This is a genomic window from Bacillus cereus group sp. MYBK245-2, assembly GCF_051916145.1.
Classification (GTDB): Bacteria; Bacillota; Bacilli; order Bacillales; family Bacillaceae_G; genus Bacillus_A; species Bacillus_A pacificus.
Map to the genome: position 1 here is coordinate 160,738 of NZ_JBQAGB010000002.1, position 24,098 is coordinate 184,835.

The following is a 24,098-nucleotide window of genomic DNA, read 5'->3' on the forward strand; positions in this document are numbered from 1 at the left end:
GATGAAGCAACATCCATTTAAAATTGCATCACTTGGTATGCAGCATATGCTTGCAATGTATGCTGGTGCAATTATCGTTCCGCTTATTGTGGGCGGCGGACTTGGTTTAAATCAAAAAGAGTTAACGTATTTAGTCTCAATTGATTTATTAATGTGCGGCGTTGCGACAATTTTACAAGCATTATCAAATCGCTTTTTCGGTATTGGACTTCCAGTTGTACTTGGTTGTACATTTACAGCGGTTGGCCCGATGATTGCAATCGGGAAACAATACGGCGTATCCTCTATTTATGGAGCGATTATTGCTGCGGGGTTATTCGTTGTTATTTTTGCGAAATTATTTGGAAAGCTTGTAAAGCTGTTTCCCCCTGTTGTAACAGGATCTGTCGTTACCGTAATTGGAGTTACACTTGTTCCTGCCGCTATTAATGATATGGCTGGTGGAGTAGGAAGTAAAGATTTTGGTAGTCTTGAAAATTTAGCATTAGCATTTGGTGTGTTACTATTTATTATCATTATGTATCGTTTCTTTGACGGATTTATTCGTTCAATCTCTATTTTACTAGGTCTATTGTTCGGTACAATCGTTGCAGCATTTATGGGGAAAGTAAGCTTGCAAGCGGTTGGAGAAGCGGATTGGTTCCATGGTATCCAGCCATTTTATTTCGGTACACCAACATTTGAATTAACGCCAATTATTACGATGATTCTCGTTGCTTGCGTAGGGATTGTAGAAGCGACAGGCGTTTACTTTGCATTATCTGATATTTGCAATAAAAAGATTGGTGAAAAAGAATTAACAAAAGGTTATCGTGCAGAAGGATTAGCGATGGTGTTAGGTGGTATTTTCAACGCTTTTCCGTATACAACATACTCTCAAAACGTAGGGCTTGTTCAATTAACTGGAGTAAGAAATCGCGTGATTATTTACACGTGTGGTGGTATGTTAATCGTTCTTGGGTTCATTCCAAAAATCGCCGCTATTACAACAATCATTCCGAAATCAGTACTTGGCGGTGCGATGTTAGCGATGTTCGGTATGGTAATGGCATATGGTATTAAAATGTTAAGTAGCGTTGATTTTGGAAGACAAGAAAACTTATTAATCGTTGCATGTTCTGTCGGAATTGGACTAGGAGTTACTGTCGTTCCTACATTATTCTCACAACTTCCAGAAAGCATTCGTATTTTAACAGATAACGGAATCGTACTTGGAAGTGCGTCAGCAGTCCTTTTAAATATCGTATTTAATATGGTGCCGCAGCGTAAAGTGAAAGTAAAGGATGAACCAGTTCCGATACAAAGTGCGGTAAGAGAAGCGTAAAATTGATAAAAGGTTCAAATCGCATGCGATTTGAACCTTTTATTTTTGTGTTGCTTACGAGACCTTGCTTTTCTTTTTAAGTGGCATCATCTTTCCGTACGTACCAAGGCGCCATATATACTCAAGTGGCCCGTATTGGTAACGTGACAGCCACCAGCGGCTAATAAAGATTTGCAGCGTGTAGAAACCGATGCAAAATAGTGGTCCTACCCATAATGGAGCAAGATAATCATTTTTGAACAATATTCCGAATACAAGCAACGTAACAATTGTATGCGAGATATAATTTGTTAATGCCATTCGACCAACGTACTGGAACGGACGTAATATCTTTTGCCATTTTTCTTTTTGTAATAAACGCATGAGCGTGAAAATGTAGAATATGAATAATGTCTTTCCGCTTATCATCGTAATACCCATAAGTGAAAATGGTGTGTATGGTTGATTGTTCATAAAGAAGTAAACCATAATAAACCACATCGGTAATGTTAAAATGAACATAATGATTTGCCATTAATTCCTTAGCACGGCGGAAAATGTCTTTTTTACCGGCATATAATCCGAGTAAAAACAATCCTAGTGTTTCAGGAAGCATAATAAGACTGTTACTAATTGCTTCAGAATAGAAAGAATGGAATCGGTCTGTGATTTGTAAGCCCCAGTTTTCTAACGGCATAATTGCTGTGGAAAGGCCTAATTCCTCTACTGGCACGATTAACATGAGAAGAGAACCTAATAATGAGAACAGTTGCATGAAACTTAATAGTACAATTGACCAAATTAAAATAGTTCGTGGCTCTCTCTTATAAAATAAAAATAAGAAAAAACCAGTAATTGCATAAGTATGTAAAATGTCTCCGTCCCATAAAAGAACGTAATGTAAGAAACCAAATAATAATAAAATAAGTAAGCGACGAACAAATAAAGTTTTTGGTCGATCTGTTTTCGCTTCAGCACGAGTCATAAAAATGTAAAATCCTAGGCCGAATAAAAACGAAAAGATAGTATAAAACTTTGTTTGAATAAACATATCGTAAAATAGGCGAATGTAGCTGTCTATCCCTTCGTAAATTCCTGTAATATCACGTGAGTCAATCCCGGCGATAACAGGCCAGTTAACAAGAAAAATACCAAGTACAGCTATTCCTCTAATAATATCGATGGAGTGTATCCTCTCGCCTTGTGAAATATTTTGTGTCATTATTTTCCTCCTTGTTAAGTAATTCCCTTTTATTATACAAAATGTAAGATGGAGGGTATAGGGTGGATTTCCATTTTTTTTAACTATTAAGTTATGTAAGATGAGATATAATAAGAGTGCACAACAAGTTTTACCTTTTTTCAAAACAGGCAGTGAAGCTCCTTCTTATAAGGGGCTTTCTTTATGAAAAAGTGTTGATAATGATTCTCTTTAATGATAAAATGTATTCAAAAGTGATAATCATTATCAAAAAAGGTTGGTGCATGAGTATGGTATATGCATTAGTAGCAGGTACAGTCGCTGTATATGCAGTTATTGCAAAGTATGTTTTAAATGGAGTAGGAACAGCAAAATGAGTGATATTACATAAAATCCCTTTCATTTGTAAAAAGAATGAAAGGGATTTTTTATTTTTAATGAGAATATGCTGAAAATTTAGTATGATAGTAAAGTGAAAAGATAATCAATGAGTAGGTGCATTTCTCATTGGTTATTGGCTTGCAAATAGCATATACATCTTGGATAAAGGGGAACAAGGGGATGACAAACATAGTACAGACAAACGGTATGAAAAAACTTGTTTGTTTTTATGAAGAGTGGCAAAAACACGGCGATGCAGAGAATAGCTTAAAGTTGTTTGAAGTAATTCAAAAATATAAACGAGAGCAGCTTATGATAGCATTCTGCGGTCACTTCTCAGCAGGGAAATCAACGATGATGAATCATCTATATAAAGCGCAGTTGTTACCGACAAGTCCAATTCCGACAAGCGCTAACGTCGTTAAAATTGAAAAGGGATTTGATCGTGTTGTTGTAACGATTAAATCTGGAGAGCAGTACGAATATGACGGTGCATATTCAGCAGAAGAATTAAAACAAATTTGTAAAGATGGCGATGAGGTAATTGGTGTTCATATTTATCGGAATGATGCGCCAATTCCTGAAGGTGTTATGTTAGTTGATACACCAGGGATTGATTCAACAGATGATGCCCATCAACTAGCGACAGAATCAACGCTGCATCTAGCAGACGTGATTTTTTATATGATGGATTATAATCACGTCCAATCGGAAGTGAATTTACAATTTGTTAAAGAATTGAAACAACGTAATAAAACGGTTTATCTCGTTGTAAATCAAATAGATAAACATAAAGAAAATGAATTATCGTTTGCGGATTATAGAGATAGTGTAAAACAATCATTCTCTAACTGGGATATTGAAGTAGATGGAGTTTATTATACATCATTACGAATGATGAACCATCCACATAATGAAATTGAAAACCTAGAAACGTTAATTACTTCTATTATGAAAGAAAAAGAGCAGTATGTAAGAGATGGAATGGAGCGAGAAACAGAATATTTAATGGGGGAACATTTCTCGTTTATTCTTTCTGAAAATGAAAAAGCTCTTTTGAAATATGAGGAAGAGTTAGCATCACCGCTTTCCATTTCAGAAATAGTTGAAAAGAAAGAAGAGCTAACGGAAATGAAACATCGCGAGGCTAATAAAGAGTCTCAAATGAGAAATGAATTTATAAAAGGCTTACAAGCTATATTAGATAACGCGTATTTAATGCCATTTGAAATGAGAGAATTGGCAAATGCGTACTTAGAAACGAAATTAACAAAATTTAAAGTTGGTTTGCTATTTGCGAAAGGAAAGACTGAGCAAGAAAAACAGAGACGTTTAGATGCTTTTTATTCTGCTTTGCAAAAGACTGTCGAAACGCAACTTGATTTTCATGTGAAAGAATTTATTGTTGCCTTCTTAAAAGAAGAAGGATTGTTTACAGAAGAGATTGGGAAAGACATATATGCTTTAGAAATTGCTTTTGGACCAGAAATGTTAGCTGAAGTAATTAAACAAGGTGCAGGTTTCACAGGTGATTACTTACTTCTTTATACAGCGGATGTAGCGAATGAATTAAAGAAACGTTATTTTACAAAAGCACAGCAAATTTTTGATAAAAGTGCAGTCGTTTTAAAGCAAAAGGTAAAAGAAGCAGTTGATCGTGTTGAAGAAGAGATTGAAACATATACGATGTTGCAAACTGCGAAAGAAACACAATTGCAATACAGTAACAATTTGGAGGCATATGAAGGCTATTTACAAAATATTTGGCATGATCGTGTTGCTACACCAGAAGGATTGCAAGTAGAGGAAATATTGCAAAGTAAAAAACAAATTGTTAGTGAGAAATTCACACTACAAGAGCAGGAAATTGTAAATGATAACGTAGCGGCTCGTGAGGAAGAGATAAAAGGAACGGCAGCTTTAAATATTCAGCGTATATTAGAGAAAGTGAAGAAAGCTGAAACGATATTAGAGCCATTGCCAGCGCTAAAACATGTACAGCAAGAGGTAATAGAAAAAAGGCGCCGTGTGGAAACGAAACAATTTACAGTGGCATTATTTGGAGCTTTTAGTGCTGGGAAATCATCATTTGCCAATGCATTGCTTGGTGAAAAAGTACTTCCTGTGTCACCAAATCCGACGACGGCAACGATTAATCAAATTTTGCCAGTTACAGAGGAAAAACCACACGGAACAGTAATGGTTCAATTTAAATCAAAGCAAGCCTTATTAGAAGATATGAAAGCTGTTTATAAGCTGTTTCATTATGAGATTACTACGTTAGATGAAGCGTTAGCACAGATTGATAAAGTTATGAAATACCCTTCACCAACTGGAAAGCAAAAAACAACATTTAGCTTTTTACGAGCGGTACAAAAAGGGTATGATACGGTTTCTGCGCATTTAGGTGAGCAAGTACAAGTTACATTAGATGAGTTTTCTGATTATGTAGCGAATGAAGAAAAATCTTGTTTTGTTGAGTACATGGAGCTTTATTATGATTGTGCATTAACAAGGCAAGGAGTAGCGCTTGTAGACACACCTGGAGCGGATTCTATTAACGCCCGCCATACAGACGTTGCGTTCCAGTATATTAAAAACGCAGATGCTATTTTATTTGTCACGTATTATAATCACGTGTTCTCTCGTGCTGACCGTGAATTTTTAATTCAGCTTGGTCGTGTAAAGGATACTTTTGCTCTTGATAAAATGTTCTTCTTAATTAATGCGGCCGATTTAGCAGAGTCTGAAGAAGAGCTTGAAATGGTAAAAGGTTATATCGCAGATCAGCTACTGCAATACGGTATTAGGAATCCGCGTTTATTTGCAATTTCAAGTTTATGTGCGCTTGAAGAGAAACAAGGGAAAAATATTGAAAAAGAGAAGTACGGTATTTTACAAAACTCTGGGATTGCTAAGTTCGAGGAATCATTTACATCCTTTATGATGAGAGATTTAATGCTCGTATCTGTTCATGCTTTATATGGTGCATTGCAAGGGGCAGATCAGCTGTTAGTAAATATGATAAATGGTGCAAAGCAGGGGAATGAAGAGAAAGAGAAGCAAACGAAAAAATATGAAGCAGAGCGTGATCAACTACTTCATATTATTTCATCATATAGTGTGCTTGCTGAAGAACAGGCGATGCAAAATGAAGTGAAAGAATTGCTTTATTACGTGCAACAACGTCTATTCCTACGCTATAACGATGTGTTTACTGAATTTATTAATCCAGCATCGCTTCGAACGGATGGAAATGTGAAAGTGCAGTTGCAGCAGTGTGTTATGGAATTAGTAGCATTTATTCAGCATGATTTATTACAAGAAATGCGTGCGACATCATTACGCCTTGAAAAATGGATAGATGAAGCGATGAAGCGTGCAAAGAATGAAATTGTGGTGAACTGTAAAGTAGAAAATGAATCAATTTCTATGAATGGAACAGTGGAATATGAATATAAAGATATTACACATAAAGAACCGTTCCCTTCAGTTGAAATAAAAGATTTCAAAAAAGCATTGGCACACTTTAAAAACGAGAAAAGCTTTTTTGAAAAGAATGACAAAGCCTTTATGCAAGAAGACGCTAAATCTGTATTAGAACCTCTCGTATCAAACTATGTAGCTGATGAAAAAGATTTATTTGTTCATCATTATAAGCAAGAGTGGGATTTGAAATGGAACTTATTCCAAAAAGTGATGCAGCAAGATGTGATGAATTATTATGAAAGTGTATTATTTGCATTGGCTGAAACAATTGATGTATCACTATATGAACAAAGTAAAGAACAATTGCAAAAGCAATTAGTAGAGATTGAAAAAGAAATGTATGTGATGTAGTCGTTATGAGAAAAAGATTCGTTCGATTTTCTTTTGTAGTACAGTATCTAAAGATTTGACAAACCCAGCAAATTCATCGGTAGAAATCATATGAGTAAGAACGAGTCGTCTGCCGTCTGGTGTTTCACCGCATAAGACGAACGAAGAAAATTCATATGTTTTGTTTTCTACTACTAATTTTGGATAGGAATACGTGTCGCTCTTCTTCTTCTTTCCATCAATAGAGATGACGTTGCATTTTTTCTCATTGTTGTCCATGGTGAATCCCTCCTTTCTATTACTTATGGTAGACAAGGAGGGTTTAGAACAATAGAGAAGGGGGAATTTTTTATGACTGTTGTAATAGAACGTATTTCAAAAGAAGCTATACCGAAGTCTTTATTACTACTTGCTGATCCGAGTGAACAGCAAGTAGCTACATATGTACAAAGAGGGGTAACATACGTAGCTAAGCAAGAAGATAATGTAATCGGTGTATATGTGATTTTGGAAACAAGGCCGAAGACGATGGAAATTATGAATATTGCGGTTGTAGAGCATTTGCAAGGAAAAGGGATTGGAAAGAAGCTAGTAAGTCATGCTATAGAAACTGCTAAAGGATATGGTATGTCAAAACTTGAAGTTGGTACAGGCAATTCTAGTGTTTCACAACTTGCTTTATATCAAAAATGTGGATTTCGTATTTTTTCTATTGATTTTGATTACTTTTCGAAGCATTATGAAGAAGAGATTATTGAAAATGGGATTGTATGTCGTGATATGATTCGGCTTGCAATGGAATTGAATCAAAACGTATAACTATTTAGGGGGAAGAGAAGATGGAAGTACATAAAGCAATTACAGCACATTCTCGTAAACAAAATGAAAGTGTAAAAGCATGTTTACAATTAGATGCGCAGCGTGAAGCAGCTATTGAAGCTGCTGTATCTCTTGCGTCAAATGGGAAAGAATTTTCGGTTGATGTCATTAATGCTGTAACGAAGCAAATTAACGCTCTTGCAAAAAATGGTGTTACACTAGAGCGTAAATATGTTACAAAAGAGATGGTTATGGAGTATGTAAGTCGTTTGCAAGAGAAAGAAGGTCGTTAAAGATGTTAGTTACAGTCGAATGGTTACGTGAGCATATAGAAGATGAGAACGTCCGTATAATCGATTGTCGTTTTGATTTAGCGAATCCTAATTGGGGTAGAGAAAAGTATGGGGAAGAACATATTCCTCATGCATTATATTTTGATTTGAATGTAGATTTATCAAGTCCTATAACAGAACATGGTGGTCGCCACCCGTTACCAAATATTGAGGAGTTTGCAGACAAGCTGTCACGAGCTGGTATTGATGAACATACGACAGTGATTGCATATGACAGTGAAGCGGGTGCAAATGCTTCTCGTCTTTGGTGGTTATTAAATTATGTAGGACATGAGAAGATATATATATTAGATGGCGGGTTTCCAGCTTGGAAAGAGAATGGACTACCGATAACAACGGAAATTCCTGTTGCTAAACGAAAAGCATTCAAAGCAAATGTACAAAATCATATGCTTGTAACGATGGAAACGGTGAGAGAGAATATTTATGCAGGTGCAGATGTTACGTTAATTGATTCTAGAGAGCCAAAACGTTATGCTGGTGTAGAGGAACTTGTTGATCCGAAAGCAGGACACATTCCAACAGCAGTAAATTATTTTTGGAAGGATGGAATGCTGCAATCAGGACAATTTAAGAATGAAGCTCAGCAACAAGAACGATTCCAAAATCTTTCGAAAGATAAGGAAACAATTGTATATTGTGGTTCTGGTGTTACAGCATGTCCAAATATCGTTGCATTGAAATTAGCTGGATTCCAAAATGTTAAATTGTATGCAGGTAGCTGGAGTGATTGGATTTCTTATCCAGAAAATCAAATTGCAAAAGAAGAAGATTAATCACTTGCATGCAAAAATAATTTGTATTAAAATAAGGTCACAAGCAAGAGATTGCTCGAAAAACTTTGTATTTTACACATTGGAAACAATGTGATAATATAACGACAAGTAAATAATACATCCTGCGGTGTACGTAACTTATTTATGTCTAAAACCGATGTTAGTTATACGGAAGCTCAATATTTAGCGACCATCATCAAGCCTTCCTTGTGGAGGAAGATGTACGGTAACTGTGAGGGCATCCACCTGCGAGTAGCGGGTTTTTGGACATTTACGAGGAGCGGCACGTGCGGGGGTCTTATTTCAACTAACATTATATAAAATTCCTACGGTGTACGTAGCTTATGCATGTCTTAAACCAATAAGTTTAATATGGAAGTTCAATATTTAAATGTAGCTAACATGCCATCTTTTTAAGAAGGAAGTTACAAACATTTGTGAGAGCATCCACCTGTGAGAGCAGGTTTATGGACATCTAGAGAGAACGGCATATGTGGGGCTAAATAAAAACCTTACGTTTTATACGTAAGGTTTTTTTGTTGCATACATATATCCATGTTATCTCGATTCACCTGTGAAGTTTCCGTAATAAATATAGCACTTTCTGTCTTTATTATATCTAGGTTAGTTTGTTATACCTTTCGAAAAAAATGTAGGCTACTGTTGACATCTATTTTAAATAAGAGTAACATTTTCTATGTAATAAAAATAAGTCTCTGTTAGGTGAGGCTCCTGTATAGAGAAATGCTACTGCCCAAAAATGTCGAGAGACGCCAATGGGTCAACAGGAATGATCGAATTAAGGTTTTTCTTAACGTAGCTGGTAATGTACCTATGCTATACAGTGCTAAAACTCGGCGAGGGAGAGGTCCGTAGATTTCTAATTGTATTAGGAATCGTTTATTTGTGTATGTCATGGCCTTTACTCTTTTCGGAGTAAAGGTCTTTTTGTTGCAAAGCTATGAGTAATTTCATAGTATAAACTATAAAATAAAACGAGGAGGTGAGGAGCATGTCAAATTCTGACTCGGTTCCGTTACCCATATACTTCAAATCAAAAATATATGATGTAGGCAGGAAACGACTTGTTCCTCCCTTTATATTTATCATCATGTAGCGTTTATATGTATGTTTAAGCGCTAAATACTTTCACAGTAAAGTAGATAAATTGAGAAACAAAGCGTTTCTTCCTACGTTGTAAAGGAGGAGACGATAATATGTTATATGCAAACAAAACTGTGGGTAACACGTCATATAAATTAAGTAAAAAATCAATGAAAGAACAAACATTGCTTCAAAAAAATAAAGATTTATTAATTGAAATCGCAACGAGAGATGTAAAATCGGTATTTGCGTATTTTAAAACAACAAGAGATGGATTATCTATGAAAGAGGCACAAAAACGTATTCAAGTATACGGCCGAAATGAATTAACTTCAAAAAGAGCTCGTATTGCGGAAGTAATGATGAAGCTAAGTGGAATGATCCCAGGTTTTTCAAAACAACATGTGAGAGATGGATTACAATGTGAAAAGATTACTGTGTCTCGAGTAGAATGTTCTAGTGTAACAGGTTTAAATGGTGAATTAAAAATGATGGATTTGCCAGTACAAGAGCTTGTTCCTGGGGATATAATTTTCCTTTCAGAAGGTGACACAGTACCAGCAGATGTACGTATCATTTATGCAAATGATTTATTAGTAAATGAATCTGTACTAACAGGAAATGATGCGAGTATTGAGAAGTTTGAAAGCTGCTATCATCTTGAGCGCAAACGATTTATTCCTTTAAAAAAAATGAAAGACTATAATCCACTTGAACTTGAAAATGTATGTTTCAAAGGAACGTATATTGTTGGTGGAAATGCGAAAGCTGTAGTAGTTTCAACTGGGAAAAATACGTATACAGGGATTCTTCATACTTGTTGTAGTAGAACGTCTTAATGTGTAAATGATGCTAAATATACAAAAACAATGTATAATAGACAAAGTTGAAAAACGTAGAATGGTAATCTATTTATATAACCTTACGTGATGACGTGAGGTTATTATTTTTTTGGTAGGAGAGGAATTATGAAAAAAGTATTATTAGTTGATGGTATGGCACTATTATTTCGTGCTTTTTATGCAACAAGTGTCTATGGACAGTTTATGAAACGACAAGATGGTACCCCTACAAATGGGATTCATGGTTATATGAAACATTTATTAACGGCAATGCAAGCAATTGAACCGACACATATCGTAACATGCTGGGATATGGGAAGTACAACATTTAGAACAGAATCGTTCTCAAATTATAAAGCGAATCGTGCAGCGCCGCCTGAAGAATTAATTCCGCAATTTGATCTAGTGCAAGAAATGACTGCAAAATTATCTGTTCCAGTTATCGGTCTGAAAGGGTATGAAGCGGATGATTGTATCGGTACACTAGCAAAACAATATTGCAATGAAGCGGAAGTTTATATTTTAACAGGTGATACGGATTTACTTCAGCTTGTTGATAAGAACGTTACAGTTATGCTTCTGCGCAAAGGAATTGGAAATTACGAGTATTACACACCGGAGAAAATTATGGAAGAAAAAGGTGTAGAACCGTGGCAAATTGTTCATGCGAAAGCTTTTATGGGAGATACAAGTGATAATTATCCAGGTGTAAAAGGTATTGGTGAAAAAACAGCGTATAAGCTTATTCAAGAACACGGAACAGTATCAGCTGTACTAGAAAACATAACATCATTAACGAAAGCGCAACGTACGAAGATTGAAAGTGATTTAGAGAATTTAAATATTTCATTACAATTGGCACAAATTCATTGTGAAGTTCCTATTTCATGTTCACTAGAAGAAGGATTACACACAATAGATGAAGAAAAACTACGATTCGTTTGTGAAGAAATGAATTGGGGAAGACCTGAAATATTAATCAATATGCTGTAAATAGTTGAAAAGAAGGATGTTGCATAAGTCGAACTTAGACTAGGTGACACCTTCTTTTTTAATTTGGAAAACAGTATGTTAATAAGTGAAAATATATGAAATTTAGATTGTGATATATAAACGTTTAGATAATATAAACCGATATAAGATGATGCAAATGGCGATTGATGTAATTGAATGAAACAACTATAGACTTTTTTAGGGGAATCTCTTTTTTTGAGTGTTCACAAAGTTGTCAGAAAATAAACGGAATTTTCATATGAAGTTCAAATAGAATTCACAACAATCAATTATTATAAGAACAACCAGATAATTCATTATCTTTTATATAAATCATCCCCCAAGGAGGACAATGAAAATGAGAAAAAAAGTGAGAAAATCTTTTAAACAATTATTAATTGAAAATAAACAATCACTATTAAATAATAAAGAAAATATGAAAGAAATTGAGGAACGAATTGAGAAACGACATGTAGCATATCAAGTTGCTAGTAATTGAGTATAATAATTTTCCCTATGAAAAAAGCTTGTGGTTTAGAGACTATCCAAACTACAAGCTTTTTCTTTTTTATTACTTACACCATATCCAAGTCCACAAGTAGTCTAGTATATTCCGAGGAGTAATGTGTATAAAACGTTCACTGTCAAAGAAGCAATTAAAATTTGGGAGTGTTTCATCTGGATTTTCTAGAACAAAGGTGACGATGTTTTCGTTACTTCTAATGGGTACTGTAATGGGTAGGTAGTGAAATTTGAAGCTGTACTATTTTAATCACAAGATAGATAGTTGCCATCCTAAAAAAGATTAGCACTATTAGCAGGGATGTTTAAAATAGCGATAGAACTATTTTGTGTATGGTTAATAATGTTGCATTAGCATGATTTTAATTATTATTGTACTTAATTCTTATAGGTATGTTGTCACCTCATATAGTCTTGGTCAAAATAGGATATGTGTGTGACAAATAAAGGGTAACATGTACAAGTTGAATTGGGAAGATGGATTTAAATGTCTAGATAAGGGGATGGAGTATGATTGAATTGGAATTTAGCGTGGAGCGTCTTAGGGAAGAACAAATAGGCGATATTGTAGCATTATCATCTTATATTGGTTGGGATTATAACAGGGAAGAAGTTGAAACAATTTTTAACTCAGGTATTGTATACGGCGTATGGAATGAGAGAAAGGAACTTATTGCTAGCGCAGCAATAATATTATATGGGGAGGCGTTGGCATCTATCGGAATGGTAATTGTACATCCAGATTATAAGGGAAGAGGAATTGGAAAGATGATTACAAATTCATGCATGAATAGCGTATCAGCTCAAACTCCATTTATGCTGATTGCTACGGATGAAGGGAAACCTTTATATGAAAAATTAGGATTTAGGGCAGTAAGTTATGTTTCTAAATACATATGTAACTCATACAATGCGAATGATTATTGTGTAAGAAATGAAGATTATGTGATGAATTATGAAGAGGGTGAGTTAGAAAAAATAATAAAAATAGATGAATATGCGTTTGGAACAAATAGAAAAGAGTTTTTAAAGAAAAGAATTATGCAAAGTGAACAGTGTATCGTTGTAAAGGACAAGGAACAAAATGTATTAGGTTACGGTTTAAGCATACAAACACCAGAAAATAAAATAATAGGACCGGTTGTTGCTAAAAATGATGCGATGGCAATGAGAATTGTACATGATTTAGCAAAAGGGCATAATGGTAAATTAAGAATTGATGTACTAGAAGGAAAGAAAGATTTCATGAAAGTATTAGAGATTACTGGTTTTAAAAAGGTGAATACACCACCAATTATGATGAAAAATAGCGGTCAATTATTAAAAAGGAATAATGAGTTATATAGCATTGCAGCACAAATTTTTGGGTGAAAAAGAATCCTTCTGAACGAAGGATTCTTTTTCGCTAATCACGATATTGATCATGAGTCGGCTGAAAGAGATCTTCCTCGACATCTCTCACCATAGAAAAATGATCAACGTTATAATGCCCATGTAAAGTTTTATTGTGATGACCAATAATTTGCTCTGCAGATAATACAGTAGAATCAGTTGTGGAATGACCGTTTTTAATTAATGTAACATCAAATCCTTGTACAGTTGCTGTTCTCACAGCAGTATCAATACAATGCTCTGTTTTACATCCACCGATAACAATATGGTTAATCTTTTCTTCTTTTAAAAGTTCAAGTAATGAAGTGCCATAGAATGCGTTTGTGGCTGCTTTATTAATAAGGATTGCAGACTGAGGTACTTGAATTTCATTATGTACTTCAAAGCCTACGCCGCTACCAGAAGCAACATCGATATCTCTTACGAAAACAATAAGGGCATTTGAATCGATTGCTTTCTGCACGGCTGTATTGAGTGTAGATAATAATTCGGTTTTACGAAAAACTTCACTTTCTTGTTCATTTCCATCCATTAATTCTTGCTGCGCATCGATAATTAATAGTGCTTGTTTCATCATGTCTCCCCTTTAATATGGAATAAGTTCCACTGTACATATTCCTTCATATTGTAAAGAAATCCTCCATTTATAAGCGAAGTAGACGATTGATTTACAAAGTTGTCAAAGAAATTTCATTCTCATAGTGTATAAAAACATGTATGATAGGAAGTGGAGAATTTTTGAGTAGGTGGGAATAACATGCAAACAGTAGAAGATTATCTTTCATTCTTACATACGAAAGGATTTAAATTATCAGAGGAAGCACAAGGATTTATTATGTTCGGACAAGGATATACTGGTGCGTCTGATGGGATTGTGAACGCAGCAATAGAAGCGACAATTAAGCATCAATTGCAGTTTGATGGCAGTTATTTTGTAGCGTTATTAGAACGATTGAAAGAAGAAGAGATTACAGATAAAAAAAGCGCTAAGGCTTTTATGCGGAAGTTACAAGCGTAACTTCACGCAGCCTGCGCTTCTTTTTTTGTTCTGGAAGGTAATTCAACAAACACCATGCCTAGGAAAATACAGAGGCATCCGATAATAGCTGAAATAGAAAGTTGTTCGTTTGCAACGAGAACGCCTGTTAAGGCAGCGAAAACGGGCTCCATTGCGAAAATAATAGCTACTCTCGTTGGAGACGTATGTTTTTGTGCGGATGTTTGAATAAAAAAAGCAATAGATGTCGCGAATAAGGAAGTTAGAAATAGAGCAAATAAAAAGGAAGAATTCGTCCATAGTGCTACTGAAAATAATTTTTCCCAATCTTCAAACAAAAAGGCGCAAATTGAAGAAAACATACCGACAGCTAATACTTGCGATGTGCTTAGCAATAAAGGTGATATTTTCTTAGAGAAGAAGCCGTTAACAAGAATATGGGCAGCGAAAGCAACTGCACAACCGAGAACGAGTATATCTCCAATGTTTAATTGAAAAGAATCACCGGCTGTTAACAAGTATAAACCTGCTGTTGCTACAGCAATGCCGATTACGATAAAAATGGTAGCTTTTTGTTTTAAAAAGATAAAAGACAAAATTGGTACCATAACGATACTAAGCCCTGTTAAGAAACCTGCTTTTGAAGAAGTTGTATAAAGTAAGCCGAATGTTTGTAATACATAGCCAACGCATAAAAAGAATCCGACGGTTAATCCAGCGAGACTACTCTGTTTTATATCTTGTTTTGAAGTTTTTTTTGAGAAAATGATTTGAACGAATAATAAAATAATTCCAGCGAATAAAAAGCGAATACCATTAAAAGTAAATGGCCCAACGAAAGACATAGCATTTTGAACGACGACAAATGTAGCTCCCCAAATAAAAGAGACAAATAATAAAGCAAGAGGAGCAATCCAATCTTTTTTCACACTCATACCCCCGTTAGTTTTGTAAGATAGCTTTTCTAGCTAATTCATCAGCAACTTTATTTTGACTACTTGGAATCCACTTAATAAAAAAGAGATCAAAACTTTTTATGTAATGCAGTGCTTCCTCTAATAGAGGTGCAAACATTTTATTTTTTGCGTATTCTTTTTCGACAGCTCGCTCGACAAGTTGCGAATCTGTACGAAAAGAGACAATGTTATAATTATGCTCCATGCAATATTTTAATGCCGCAAGTAAAGCGTGGTATTCTGCTTCATGATTGGACATTGTCCCAAGGGGCAATGATAATTGTACAGCGGGTTGAACCCCTTTAATAAACACACCTGCACCAGAAGGACCAGGATTTCCTTTTGATGCACCATCAATATATACTTCAATCAAAATGAGAAACCTCCAAATGATAAGATGATCCCCTACTTATATGTTTCTTTGAAGTAGGGGATAGAGTAACTTAGCCGATTGTAATACTATAACGACATGTAAATGTTTCATTCGCTTGTAAAGATTGAATTCCTTTTTTTTCCTTGAAATCTTTTGCTGGATTTATTTCATCATCAATTCCATACCAAGGTTCAATACATAAGAAAGGTGCATTCTCGCCTGGTGTCCATACGCCGACAAATGGGAATCCATCAAATTCTACTTTTACAAATTTATTATGTTTATGAGAACGAATAGAGATTTCGTCCGTATTCATATTTTCAAAAATAAGTGCATCATTTTTAAATAGGTCGTATGTAAGTGGCAATTCATTCGTACTTTCAGCGATTAGTTGCTTCTTATTTGAAAGATAAGGTCCTTCTAATACGCTCGTTTCTAAACGTTCTGAACCATTAAAAGATAGATGGTAATCTGTAAATGATTCGCCCTCTAATAATGGGAAATTGAAACCAGGATGCGCTCCGATTGAGAAGAACATCTCTTTTGAAGTAGGGTTATTCACTTCGTATGTTACATGAACGATTTGTCCGTCTAGTTCATAAGAAACGAGTAATTCGAATTCGTATGGGTATTTTTTTAATGTTTCTTCATTACTAGTTACAATGTAGGTGATTTTCGTTTCACTTTGTTCTTCTACAGAGAATGTAAGATCACGAGCAAAGCCGTGTTGTGTTAAAGAATAAGGTTTACCATCTACGTAGTATGTATTATCTACTAATCGGCCGACGATTGGGAATAAAATTGGTGCACGGCGTCCCCAATAAGTAGCATCACCTTGCCATAAGTATTCTGTATTGTCTTCTTTTAAGCGAACGCTTTGTAATTCTGCACCTTTGTCAGAGATGGTAACGATCACTTTTTCATTTTGAATTGTTGCAGTCATGAAGTAAAACCTCCTAAATCTTTCATATATTTCATTATACGTTGTCTAAAAGAAAAAGGGTAGTTCATGGTAGGAATCTATTGACGAAAGGGGGGCTACCGCGTAAAATATAATCTTGTTGCTTAAAAAACGAATAACGTGGTTCGAAACCATCCCACGTAAAAAAACTAAGGAGATTTTGTCATGAATATTAGAACTTTAGTCGGTAATGGTATTTTAGCGGCATTATATATTGCTGTTTCTATGCTTATTCAGCCATTTGGCTTTACGAATGTACAGTTTCGTATTTCAGAGATGTTTAATCATCTCGTTGTATTTAATAAGAAAGCAATTTACGGAATTGTATTAGGTGTATTTTTAACGAATCTCTTTTTCTCACCTATGATCGCTTACGATTTAGTATTTGGAGTAGGGCAATCTATTCTTGCATTAGTTGCAACGATTATTTCTATGCGATTTATTAAAGGTGTTTGGGCTCGTATGATTTTTAATACAGTTATTTTTACAATTACAATGTTTATGATTGCAATTGAACTTCATCTTGCATTTGATTTACCATTCATGTTGACTTGGTTAACATGTGCAATCGGTGAATTTGTTGTTATGGCGATTGGTATGCCTGTAATGTACTGGATTAATAAACGAGTACAATTTGAAAGATTTATGTAATAGATGAAAGAGCTATTCCTATAGGGATAGCTCTTTTTGCATGTGATAATATTGAATATAATTCTTTGACTCTTGATAAAATATAATAAAATAAAGTGAGGCTTTCATTAGCTGGATACATATAAGAAGTCTTATATAAGGGGAATTTAGTATGAAATATAAAATTCATTGGTTGTATAAAACAAAACGCGGTTTTCAGACGGAATTAACGACAGATTATATGAACATAGAAGAAGCACTTCAATTTGCGGAGGATTTCGAGAAAACAGGAAGAGTGAAAGAATTATTATTTTACGATGAAATGGATGCAGAATGGTCATTAAAGGAAATGAAGAAGCTGAGCAAACAAGTGGAGGAAGAACCCCAAGAAATACTCGTTTATTTTGATGGCGGCTATGATGTACAGACGAAAGAAGCTGGTATAGGCATATGTGTATACTATAAAAAAGGAAATAAAAACTACCGAATTCGCCGTAATGCATATATAGAAGGCATATATGATAATAATGAAGCGGAATATGCATCATTACTATATAGCATGAATATACTCGAGGAATTAGGAATTAAGTATGAAGCGGTCACGCTTCGCGGAGATTCTCAAGTTGTACTGCAGCAATTGGCTGGAGAATGGCCTTGCTATGATGAACATTTAAATCATTATTTAGACCAAATTGAGCAAAAGGCGAAGCAAATGAAATTAAAACTTGTATGTGAGCCTATATCAAGAAAACAAAATAAAGAAGCACATCAATTAGCTACGCAAGCATTAGAAGGAACAGTGATTGATAGTCATAAAGAAATAACCGAATAGAGAGGTGCAAGAGTGGATAAAAAGCAACTCATTACAGAGGTAAATGACTTATTAGAAACGTATTGTGAAGGATGTTTTTTGCGAGAACATAATCGAAAGACAAATAGTAAGTATTATGCTCATTCCTTTTGTATAAGACAATGTACAGTTGGAGAAACATTGAAAAAATATGGGGAACAGTTGTCATGAAAAAACATCCAGAGAAAACTCTCTGGATGTTTTTTAGTGCTTCGCTTCATTTAATTGATGCTCGCACTCGCTTAATTTCTTTTCCTCATTTATTAAAAATGGCTCGTCTAAATCTGTTGCAACAGATTTCATAATTTCAAGCTGAGAGCGAGCTGCTTCTACAGCAGTAGTCGCATGCTCTAATGTATCTGGATCCATTGAAATTGTCGCTGATCCTACCATTTTTTGTGCTGTTTCTACACGGAATTTCACTTCTTCAAAATCATTTACTTCTGATCCCATTAATAATTCCTCCTTTGTATAGTGCGCATTTCACATAGTTTTTGCTCTGGAAAACGGAAATATACAAAGGAATAACAAAGGAGGTTACCAAGTAAGGTAACCTCCTGTCATATGTTGGATTAAAGTTTTACTACGTTAGCAGCTTGAGGTCCACGGTTTCCTTCAGTGATATCGAAAGATACTTCTTGACCTTCTTCTAAAGCTTTGTAGCCTTCGCCTTGAATAGCAGAGAAATGTACGAATACATCGTCAGCGCCTTCAATTTCGATAAATCCAAAACCTTTTTCGTTGTTAAACCATTTTACTTTTCCTTGCATGTTACAATTCCTCCTAGAAAACATTTACGTTTTTTCATTTAGTGAAATTCATTTGAAAAGATAATATAAACTAAAAATGCTATAATCTTGAATATTCTGCTAAATGATTAATTTAAATATACACGAATTGGGAGAATTTAGTCAAGTAAGCGATTTTATTTTTTTGTATTTTTAAATAATTTTTTAGCCAAATTTTTTAATAGGTATAGGACAGGCCGAGTATGTAATAGTCTTAATTGAACGCTATACATAATGAGGTGAAAGAATGAATGAGTCTTATTTATTAGATAATGAAGGAATGAGAACGAGAAACGACATACCGAATTGGGTTGCAAAGGAATTTCAAAATTTTTCGAGTGTTGTGCTAGAACCAACTTTTCCGTGCTATTTCGGCTTAACAGCTTTAAAAAAGAATGAACTTCGTTATTCATTTCTCTCTCATAATGATTGGAGTCATTTGCCACATACAATGTTATCTTTTTTAGAGTTAATGAAAGAGCGTCCAATTGTAAGAAGAGGATTTTTTCTTTTTGTAGAACCGGAATGTGAGGAGCAATCACTGGAATATTACCGTGATTACTTTTGGAAAGTAATACAATATTTACATGAAAACGATAAGGAAACATGGCCAAAGCAAATTCCTGAAGACCCAGATCATTACTTATGGGAATTTTCATTTGGCGGGGAACCGATATTCGCATTTGGAAACGCACCAGCCTATAAACAACGAAAAACTAGGCATTTAGGAAATTCTCTCGTTATTGGATTTCAGCCACGTACTATATTTGATGGATTAGAAGGGGATCGTCCTAAAGGAGCATATTCTAGGCAAACGGTCCGTGAGCGAGTTGAAAAGTGGGATCAGCTGCCGAAACATCCTAACATTAGTCATTATGGTGATCCGGATCATCGTGAATGGAAACAATACTTTATAGGAGACGATGTAGAACCGTTAAAAGGAAAATGTCCTTTTCTTCATAAGATAGAAAAGTAAGAGTCATCATCTAGATGGCTCTTTTGCATATTTTGGATAAAAAAGGGTATTTTAGTAGTAAATATTTTGAGGAAAGCTAGTCTATTTTTAATTATTACATCATTACTTAATAGTAAAGGAAGTAGAAAGGATAGAGTGATGTTTGGAGCAATTATACAACAAATTGTATTAGGTATTTCATTAGCTGCGCCAGTAGGTCCGATTAATATTGAAATGTTAAAACGAGGAATTGAACGAGGTTTTTGGCATGCGTGGGTTGTTGGAATTGGTGGAATGACAGCAGATATTTTGTTTATGCTTCTCATCTATTTCGGTTTATCTTCTCTGTTTATGTATACATATGTACAAGCTTTTATGTATTGCACAGGGTTTTTCTTATTATTTTATTTAGGATTTCAAAGTGTAAAACAAGGAATTTCTCAATCGAATATGGAATATAAAAAAGAAGAGGTAGGCGGCCTTAAACAATCGTTTATGGCAGGTTTTTTAATTGCGATATCCAATCCATTAAATCTTGTTTTTTGGTTTGGTATATATGGAAGTACACTTAGCTCATTGCTTACGAAGGTAACGAAACAAGAAGCCTTTTTGTACAGTCTTTGTATTATCGTTGGTATTATTTTATGGAATGTAAATATTGCTTTTTCTGTCCATTTTGGCAGAACATTATTAAAGCAAAAAGCACTTGGCTATATAACAGCCGGAGCAGGTATTATTTTAGTAGGATATTCTATCCATTTTGCATACAAAGCTTTACAGTTGTTCACATAAGATTGAAGGGGAGATTTTTATGTATCGAACCACTATTGACGGAAAAGAAATCATTATTACGTTAGCACCAAAAATCAGAAAAGAAATTACTGATAGAAATCCACTATATGAAGCGGTATTTCATAATGCAGCAAGATTACTACAAACAAAGCAACCAACGTTTGCTGTAAATCATGAAATATTTGGACTTATCATTGGAGAGGTACAAAGAGGAGAAGTAACAGTGTTTGCGGTAGAACATATTATTCCAAAGCAAAATATATTTGGACCGAACAATTTTTTCTCGACAATAGAGCAACAGGCAAATTTGTAAAGCGTATAGAATAAGATATAGAAAAGAAATAGTCGTAACGATATGTTGCGACTGTTTTTTTTGAAAAGGGGGAAGGAAGATGAAGAGGGTGGGGAAAGAGTTCTTTTTACAACATGATATCGTTATTATGTATAGTATTTTATTTGTTTTTATCATTATTTTAAAAATGCAATTTTTCACATGGATCGGTTTGTTAGCATGTTTGTTTGGGATTATTTTTTATACGCTAAACGAATATATGACACACCGTTTTTTATTTCATTTAAAACCACCTAAAAACGTATTTTTATTAAAAATGCTAAGAAGATTACATTATGACCATCACGTATATCCAGATGATTTAAAACTTTTATTTTTGCCTGTATGGTTTAGTATACCGAGCTTTACTATATATTTACTTATATCATACGTGATAACAAAAAGTGTTACCATTACACTTTCATTCGGAATCGGAATGATTATTATGCTTCTCGTTTATGAATGGAAACATTATATTGCACATAAGCCAATTCGTCCCGTCACCAAGTTTGGTAGGTGGCTAAAAAAACAGCACATATTACACCATTATAAAAATGAAAAGTTTTGGTTTGGTGTTTCCAATCCAGTATTTGATTTCATATTTGGAACACTTAAAGATGGAAAAGACGTTGAATTAAGCGAAACAGCTCGTAATTTAGAAAAAGAGAAAAAAACAGAAGTGGTGCGATAAGCACTACTTTTTTATTTTGTTTTAATGAGTATGAAAGCTTCACTGGCACGTAAATTTTATGTTGAAAAAGTATATTAAAAACTTAGGGGAAAATGCCGAAAAATGTCTATCGAAAAATCTTTGCAGGAATGTATGGATTGTCTAAAATGAAAATAAGTTTCTGAATATTTATAAAATTTAGTTTTTGGGTATACAAGGGGGAATTGTACTTTCAGTAAGAGAGGGGATTAGAGAATGAAACGAGATGATACGTCAGCACGTAAGTTACAAAATGAGGTGAATTATACAGAGGTTGTTCAGTCAGAAGAATTTCAATTGTTATTAAATACGAAAAAGAAGTTCATCGTTCCAATGAGTATTTTCTTTTTAAGTTTTTTTATTGCGTTACCTATTTTAACATCGTATTCAAAGGTACTCAATACACCGGCATTTGGTGATGTTACGTGGGCGTGGATATTTGCTTTTGCACAATTTATTATGACGTGGTCATTATGTATGATTTACAGCAAAAAAGCTGAATCCTTTGATAAAATCTCACAAAACATTCTGCAAGAGATGCAAAAAGGGAGGGGCTGACTTTGAATACAACCGCTTTTGCACTATTTTTAATCATCGTACTTGGTACACTCGTCATAACTTATTTTGCATCGAAGAAAACGAAAAATGCGAGTGAATTTTATACAGCTGGAGGGGGATTAACTGGTTGGCAAAATGGTCTGGCCATTGCGGGAGATTATATGTCTGCTGCGTCTTTTCTTGGTATAGCGGGAGCGATCGCGTTAACTGGGTTTGATGGTTTCTTCTATAGTATCGGTTTCTTAGTTGCTTATTTAGTTGTACTATACTTAGTTGCAGAGCCGCTTAGAAACTTGGGGAAATACACATTAGCAGATATGATTGCGGCGCGTTTTGATGCGAAAAAAGTTCGCGGAGTTGCAGCGCTTAATACGATGACGATATCCATTTTTTATATGATTGCACAATTAGTTGGTGCGGGTGCACTTATTAAATTATTATTAGGAATCGAATATACAACATCTGTATTAATCGTTGGTACACTTATGACTGTGTATGTTATTTTTGGTGGCATGACTGCGACGAGCTGGGTACAAATCGTTAAGGCTGTATTACTTATGGCTGGTACATTTATTATTTCTGTAATCGTTTTCGCCAAATTTAATTTCAGTGTGACGGAAATGTTCGCGCAAATGAAAACAGCTACTCCGTTAAAAGATTCGTTTTTAAATCCCGGTGTAAAGTATAAAGATGGTCTTGATACGCTATCTTTAAATTTAGGACTAGTTCTTGGTACAGCAGGGTTACCACATATTCTTGTCCGCTTTTTTACAGTACGTGATGCAAAAACGGCACGTCAATCTGTTGTATATGCGACATGGTTAATTGGCGCATTTTATATTATGACGATTTTCTTAGGATTTGGGGCAGCAGCGTTTGTAGGAAATGAGGCAATTATTAAAGCAAATCCAGCTGGTAATATGGCAGCACCTTTATTAGCTAAAGCATTGGGCGGAGATTTCTTATTTGCTTTCGTATCAGCAATTGCTTTTGCAACGATTTTAGCTGTAGTGGCAGGCCTTGTATTAACAGCAGCATCCGCATTCGCACATGATTTTTATAATGAAATTATCCGTAAGGGGAAATCAACGGAAAAAGAGCAAGTATCCATGGCTCGTTATGCGTCTATTGGAGTAGCTGTATTATCTATTATACTAGCGTTATTTGCTCAAACATTGAACGTAGCATTTTTAGTTTCGTTAGCATTTGCAGTTGCAGCGAGTGCAAACTTGCCAGTTATATTATTCACAATATATTGGAAGCGCTTCAATACAACAGGTGCCATCTCTGGTATGATTGCTGGTCTTGTATCAGCTATTGTTCTTGTAGCGTTAAGCCCAAATGTATGGAACCCTGTAGCTGGAAAAGCTATATTTGTTGGGGAAGCGATATTCCCATATACGACACCTGGAATTATTTCGATTCCGCTCGGATTTCTTGCAGCGTATTTAGGAACTGTTTTATCTAGTAAGAAAGAAGATGCAGCGAAATTTGATGAAATTCTCGTGAAATCTAATACTGGGCATGGTATTAGTGACGCGTCTTCGCATTAAAAAAGAGGAGCTTTTCGATAGATAAGAAAAGCTCCTTTTTCTTTTGTCATTTTCTTGTAAATAATACTGCTTTGTAAGTAGGATTTGTCTTAATTTTGTGGAATGAAAATAAGCAGGGAGAAATTTAAATCATCATGGTA

The 24,098-nt window shown here is 34.8% G+C and carries 26 protein-coding genes, 2 other RNA genes, 1 pseudogene and 2 riboswitches; of the genes and pseudogenes, 21 read left to right on the plus strand and 8 right to left on the minus strand.

What is annotated here, in order from left to right:
• The first annotated feature begins 1 nt into the window (after position 1).
• Positions 2 to 1,324 carry a xanthine permease PbuX gene (pbuX, locus tag ACTFRN_RS05650; protein WP_000809226.1) on the plus strand — a complete coding sequence of 441 codons (1,323 nt, stop codon included), beginning with the start codon at positions 2 to 4 and terminating at the stop codon, positions 1,322 to 1,324.
• A gap of 54 nt (positions 1,325 to 1,378) precedes the next feature.
• Here pbuX and ACTFRN_RS05655 read toward each other — a convergent pair.
• A pseudogene (locus tag ACTFRN_RS05655) lies at positions 1,379 to 2,525 on the minus strand (DUF418 domain-containing protein).
• A gap of 540 nt (positions 2,526 to 3,065) precedes the next feature.
• Between ACTFRN_RS05655 and ACTFRN_RS05660 the strand changes: the two are divergent.
• Positions 3,066 to 6,725, plus strand: coding sequence for a dynamin family protein (locus ACTFRN_RS05660; RefSeq protein ID WP_000182150.1), 3,660 nt, complete (start codon positions 3,066 to 3,068; stop codon positions 6,723 to 6,725).
• Between the two features lie 3 nt (positions 6,726 to 6,728).
• On the opposite strand, the gene ACTFRN_RS05665 is transcribed toward ACTFRN_RS05660, so the two are convergent.
• Positions 6,729 to 6,983 (minus strand): DUF3931 domain-containing protein, encoded by a 255-nt coding sequence (locus tag ACTFRN_RS05665; protein WP_000369740.1) that lies wholly within the window; start codon positions 6,981 to 6,983, stop codon positions 6,729 to 6,731.
• 72 nt (positions 6,984 to 7,055) lie between these two features.
• Between ACTFRN_RS05665 and ACTFRN_RS05670 the strand changes: the two genes are divergently transcribed.
• The 9 genes from ACTFRN_RS05670 (at position 7,056) to ACTFRN_RS05710 (ending at position 13,484) form a co-directional block, all read left to right on the plus strand.
• Positions 7,056 to 7,523: a GNAT family N-acetyltransferase gene (locus ACTFRN_RS05670; protein ID WP_000219277.1), complete on the plus strand. Its 468-nt coding sequence runs from the start codon at positions 7,056 to 7,058 to the stop codon at positions 7,521 to 7,523.
• Between the two features lie 20 nt (positions 7,524 to 7,543).
• Positions 7,544 to 7,816 (plus strand): YpbS family protein, encoded by a 273-nt coding sequence (locus ACTFRN_RS05675; protein WP_014893167.1) that lies wholly within the window; start codon positions 7,544 to 7,546, stop codon positions 7,814 to 7,816.
• A gap of 2 nt (positions 7,817 to 7,818) precedes the next feature.
• Positions 7,819 to 8,652, plus strand: coding sequence for a sulfurtransferase (locus tag ACTFRN_RS05680; protein ID WP_000961786.1), 834 nt, complete (start codon positions 7,819 to 7,821; stop codon positions 8,650 to 8,652).
• A gap of 116 nt (positions 8,653 to 8,768) precedes the next feature.
• Positions 8,769 to 8,951, plus strand: a non-coding RNA gene (gene ssrS / locus ACTFRN_RS05685) — 6S RNA.
• A 21-nt stretch (positions 8,952 to 8,972) separates the two neighbouring features.
• A non-coding RNA gene (gene ssrS / locus ACTFRN_RS05690) (6S RNA) lies at positions 8,973 to 9,156 on the plus strand.
• 204 nt (positions 9,157 to 9,360) lie between these two features.
• A riboswitch (M-box (ykoK) riboswitch) is annotated at positions 9,361 to 9,526 on the plus strand.
• 343 nt (positions 9,527 to 9,869) lie between these two features.
• On the plus strand, positions 9,870 to 10,595 hold the full coding sequence (locus tag ACTFRN_RS05695) for a P-type ATPase (RefSeq protein WP_088106572.1): 726 nt from the start codon (positions 9,870 to 9,872) through the stop codon (positions 10,593 to 10,595).
• 129 nt (positions 10,596 to 10,724) lie between these two features.
• Positions 10,725 to 11,591, plus strand: coding sequence for a 5'-3' exonuclease (locus tag ACTFRN_RS05700; RefSeq protein ID WP_000757048.1), 867 nt, complete (start codon positions 10,725 to 10,727; stop codon positions 11,589 to 11,591).
• A 358-nt stretch (positions 11,592 to 11,949) separates the two neighbouring features.
• The gene (locus ACTFRN_RS05705) at positions 11,950 to 12,090 is read left to right on the plus strand and encodes an FbpB family small basic protein (protein WP_001228043.1); all 141 of its coding nucleotides are present in this window, start codon (positions 11,950 to 11,952) and stop codon (positions 12,088 to 12,090) included.
• Between the two features lie 533 nt (positions 12,091 to 12,623).
• Positions 12,624 to 13,484, plus strand: a complete 861-nt coding sequence (locus tag ACTFRN_RS05710; protein ID WP_088106573.1) for a GNAT family N-acetyltransferase — start codon at positions 12,624 to 12,626, stop codon at positions 13,482 to 13,484.
• Between the two features lie 34 nt (positions 13,485 to 13,518).
• Here the strand turns inward: ACTFRN_RS05710 and ACTFRN_RS05715 are convergent, their stop codons facing one another.
• Complete coding sequence (locus ACTFRN_RS05715; protein ID WP_000806355.1) at positions 13,519 to 14,079, minus strand: cysteine hydrolase family protein; 561 nt, start codon at positions 14,077 to 14,079, stop codon at positions 13,519 to 13,521.
• 183 nt (positions 14,080 to 14,262) lie between these two features.
• On the opposite strand from ACTFRN_RS05715, the gene ACTFRN_RS05720 reads away from it, so the two are divergent.
• On the plus strand, positions 14,263 to 14,523 hold the full coding sequence (locus tag ACTFRN_RS05720; RefSeq protein WP_001195212.1) for a DUF6123 family protein: 261 nt from the start codon (positions 14,263 to 14,265) through the stop codon (positions 14,521 to 14,523).
• Positions 14,524 to 14,525: 2 nt separating this feature from the next.
• Here ACTFRN_RS05720 and ACTFRN_RS05725 read toward each other — a convergent pair whose 3' ends face one another.
• From ACTFRN_RS05725 to ACTFRN_RS05735, 3 genes are all read right to left on the minus strand, one after another.
• A complete protein-coding gene (locus ACTFRN_RS05725; protein ID WP_000711136.1) occupies positions 14,526 to 15,431 on the minus strand; it encodes a DMT family transporter in 906 nt (301 codons plus the stop codon).
• Positions 15,432 to 15,444: 13 nt separating this feature from the next.
• Positions 15,445 to 15,831, minus strand: a complete 387-nt coding sequence (locus tag ACTFRN_RS05730; RefSeq protein ID WP_000573870.1) for a reverse transcriptase-like protein — start codon at positions 15,829 to 15,831, stop codon at positions 15,445 to 15,447.
• Between the two features lie 70 nt (positions 15,832 to 15,901).
• Positions 15,902 to 16,774 (minus strand): aldose 1-epimerase family protein, encoded by an 873-nt coding sequence (locus ACTFRN_RS05735; protein WP_088106574.1) that lies wholly within the window; start codon positions 16,772 to 16,774, stop codon positions 15,902 to 15,904.
• A 132-nt stretch (positions 16,775 to 16,906) separates the two neighbouring features.
• A riboswitch (PreQ1 riboswitch) is annotated at positions 16,907 to 16,951 on the plus strand.
• Between the two features lie 6 nt (positions 16,952 to 16,957).
• Here ACTFRN_RS05735 and ACTFRN_RS05740 point away from each other — a divergent pair.
• From ACTFRN_RS05740 to ACTFRN_RS05750, 3 genes are all read left to right on the plus strand, one after another.
• Positions 16,958 to 17,443: a QueT transporter family protein gene (locus tag ACTFRN_RS05740; RefSeq protein WP_001026467.1), complete on the plus strand. Its 486-nt coding sequence runs from the start codon at positions 16,958 to 16,960 to the stop codon at positions 17,441 to 17,443.
• 151 nt (positions 17,444 to 17,594) lie between these two features.
• Positions 17,595 to 18,254 carry a ribonuclease H family protein gene (locus tag ACTFRN_RS05745; protein ID WP_000875517.1) on the plus strand — a complete coding sequence of 220 codons (660 nt, stop codon included), beginning with the start codon at positions 17,595 to 17,597 and terminating at the stop codon, positions 18,252 to 18,254.
• Positions 18,255 to 18,266: 12 nt separating this feature from the next.
• Complete coding sequence (locus tag ACTFRN_RS05750; RefSeq protein ID WP_000358801.1) at positions 18,267 to 18,443, plus strand: zinc-finger domain-containing protein; 177 nt, start codon at positions 18,267 to 18,269, stop codon at positions 18,441 to 18,443.
• A gap of 33 nt (positions 18,444 to 18,476) precedes the next feature.
• Here ACTFRN_RS05750 and ACTFRN_RS05755 read toward each other — a convergent pair whose 3' ends face one another.
• A complete protein-coding gene (locus ACTFRN_RS05755; protein ID WP_000534391.1) occupies positions 18,477 to 18,725 on the minus strand; it encodes a DUF2564 family protein in 249 nt (82 codons plus the stop codon).
• A 119-nt stretch (positions 18,726 to 18,844) separates the two neighbouring features.
• Positions 18,845 to 19,042 (minus strand): cold shock-like protein CspB, encoded by a 198-nt coding sequence (cspB, locus tag ACTFRN_RS05760; RefSeq protein WP_001161727.1) that lies wholly within the window; start codon positions 19,040 to 19,042, stop codon positions 18,845 to 18,847.
• A gap of 265 nt (positions 19,043 to 19,307) precedes the next feature.
• Here cspB and ACTFRN_RS05765 point away from each other — a divergent pair, with 265 nt between their 5' ends.
• The 6 genes from ACTFRN_RS05765 to ACTFRN_RS05790 all read left to right on the plus strand — a co-directional run bounded on the left by ACTFRN_RS05765 (position 19,308) and on the right by ACTFRN_RS05790 (position 23,958).
• Positions 19,308 to 20,036: a YqcI/YcgG family protein gene (locus ACTFRN_RS05765; RefSeq protein WP_088106575.1), complete on the plus strand. Its 729-nt coding sequence runs from the start codon at positions 19,308 to 19,310 to the stop codon at positions 20,034 to 20,036.
• 138 nt (positions 20,037 to 20,174) lie between these two features.
• Complete coding sequence (locus ACTFRN_RS05770) at positions 20,175 to 20,807, plus strand: LysE family transporter (RefSeq protein ID WP_000466557.1); 633 nt, start codon at positions 20,175 to 20,177, stop codon at positions 20,805 to 20,807.
• Between the two features lie 19 nt (positions 20,808 to 20,826).
• Positions 20,827 to 21,120, plus strand: a complete 294-nt coding sequence (locus ACTFRN_RS05775) for a hypothetical protein (protein ID WP_000286361.1) — start codon at positions 20,827 to 20,829, stop codon at positions 21,118 to 21,120.
• Positions 21,121 to 21,199: 79 nt separating this feature from the next.
• The gene (locus tag ACTFRN_RS05780) at positions 21,200 to 21,829 is read left to right on the plus strand and encodes a sterol desaturase family protein (protein ID WP_000832152.1); all 630 of its coding nucleotides are present in this window, start codon (positions 21,200 to 21,202) and stop codon (positions 21,827 to 21,829) included.
• A 234-nt stretch (positions 21,830 to 22,063) separates the two neighbouring features.
• The gene (locus ACTFRN_RS05785; RefSeq protein WP_000817374.1) at positions 22,064 to 22,405 is read left to right on the plus strand and encodes a DUF485 domain-containing protein; all 342 of its coding nucleotides are present in this window, start codon (positions 22,064 to 22,066) and stop codon (positions 22,403 to 22,405) included.
• Positions 22,406 to 22,407: 2 nt separating this feature from the next.
• Positions 22,408 to 23,958 carry a solute symporter family protein gene (locus ACTFRN_RS05790; RefSeq protein ID WP_220388397.1) on the plus strand — a complete coding sequence of 517 codons (1,551 nt, stop codon included), beginning with the start codon at positions 22,408 to 22,410 and terminating at the stop codon, positions 23,956 to 23,958.
• Positions 23,959 to 24,098: the final 140 nt, after the last annotated feature.

Excerpts from the sequence above, each read along its gene's own strand:
- ACTFRN_RS05705 (WP_001228043.1), top strand. The coding sequence starts at position 11,950 with ATGAGAAAAAAAGTGAGAAAATCTTTTAAACAATTATTAATTGAAAAT.
- pbuX (WP_000809226.1), top strand. The coding sequence starts at position 2 with ATGAAGCAACATCCATTTAAAATTGCATCACTTGGTATGCAGCATATG.
- ACTFRN_RS05740 (WP_001026467.1), top strand. The coding sequence starts at position 16,958 with ATGAATATTAGAACTTTAGTCGGTAATGGTATTTTAGCGGCATTATAT.
- ACTFRN_RS05680 (WP_000961786.1), top strand. The coding sequence starts at position 7,819 with ATGTTAGTTACAGTCGAATGGTTACGTGAGCATATAGAAGATGAGAAC.
- ACTFRN_RS05670 (WP_000219277.1), top strand. The coding sequence starts at position 7,056 with ATGACTGTTGTAATAGAACGTATTTCAAAAGAAGCTATACCGAAGTCT.
- ACTFRN_RS05665 (WP_000369740.1), bottom strand. The coding sequence starts at position 6,983 with ATGGACAACAATGAGAAAAAATGCAACGTCATCTCTATTGATGGAAAG.
- ACTFRN_RS05770 (WP_000466557.1), top strand. The coding sequence starts at position 20,175 with ATGTTTGGAGCAATTATACAACAAATTGTATTAGGTATTTCATTAGCT.
- ACTFRN_RS05735 (WP_088106574.1), bottom strand. The coding sequence starts at position 16,774 with ATGACTGCAACAATTCAAAATGAAAAAGTGATCGTTACCATCTCTGAC.
- ACTFRN_RS05780 (WP_000832152.1), top strand. The coding sequence starts at position 21,200 with ATGAAGAGGGTGGGGAAAGAGTTCTTTTTACAACATGATATCGTTATT.
- ACTFRN_RS05675 (WP_014893167.1), top strand. The coding sequence starts at position 7,544 with ATGGAAGTACATAAAGCAATTACAGCACATTCTCGTAAACAAAATGAA.
- ACTFRN_RS05700 (WP_000757048.1), top strand. The coding sequence starts at position 10,725 with ATGAAAAAAGTATTATTAGTTGATGGTATGGCACTATTATTTCGTGCT.
- ACTFRN_RS05765 (WP_088106575.1), top strand. The coding sequence starts at position 19,308 with ATGAATGAGTCTTATTTATTAGATAATGAAGGAATGAGAACGAGAAAC.
- cspB (WP_001161727.1), bottom strand. The coding sequence starts at position 19,042 with ATGCAAGGAAAAGTAAAATGGTTTAACAACGAAAAAGGTTTTGGATTT.
- ACTFRN_RS05745 (WP_000875517.1), top strand. The coding sequence starts at position 17,595 with ATGAAATATAAAATTCATTGGTTGTATAAAACAAAACGCGGTTTTCAG.
- ACTFRN_RS05710 (WP_088106573.1), top strand. The coding sequence starts at position 12,624 with ATGATTGAATTGGAATTTAGCGTGGAGCGTCTTAGGGAAGAACAAATA.
- ACTFRN_RS05720 (WP_001195212.1), top strand. The coding sequence starts at position 14,263 with ATGCAAACAGTAGAAGATTATCTTTCATTCTTACATACGAAAGGATTT.
- ACTFRN_RS05715 (WP_000806355.1), bottom strand. The coding sequence starts at position 14,079 with ATGAAACAAGCACTATTAATTATCGATGCGCAGCAAGAATTAATGGAT.
- ACTFRN_RS05785 (WP_000817374.1), top strand. The coding sequence starts at position 22,064 with ATGAAACGAGATGATACGTCAGCACGTAAGTTACAAAATGAGGTGAAT.
- ACTFRN_RS05695 (WP_088106572.1), top strand. The coding sequence starts at position 9,870 with ATGTTATATGCAAACAAAACTGTGGGTAACACGTCATATAAATTAAGT.
- ACTFRN_RS05660 (WP_000182150.1), top strand. The coding sequence starts at position 3,066 with ATGACAAACATAGTACAGACAAACGGTATGAAAAAACTTGTTTGTTTT.
- ACTFRN_RS05755 (WP_000534391.1), bottom strand. The coding sequence starts at position 18,725 with ATGGGATCAGAAGTAAATGATTTTGAAGAAGTGAAATTCCGTGTAGAA.
- ACTFRN_RS05775 (WP_000286361.1), top strand. The coding sequence starts at position 20,827 with ATGTATCGAACCACTATTGACGGAAAAGAAATCATTATTACGTTAGCA.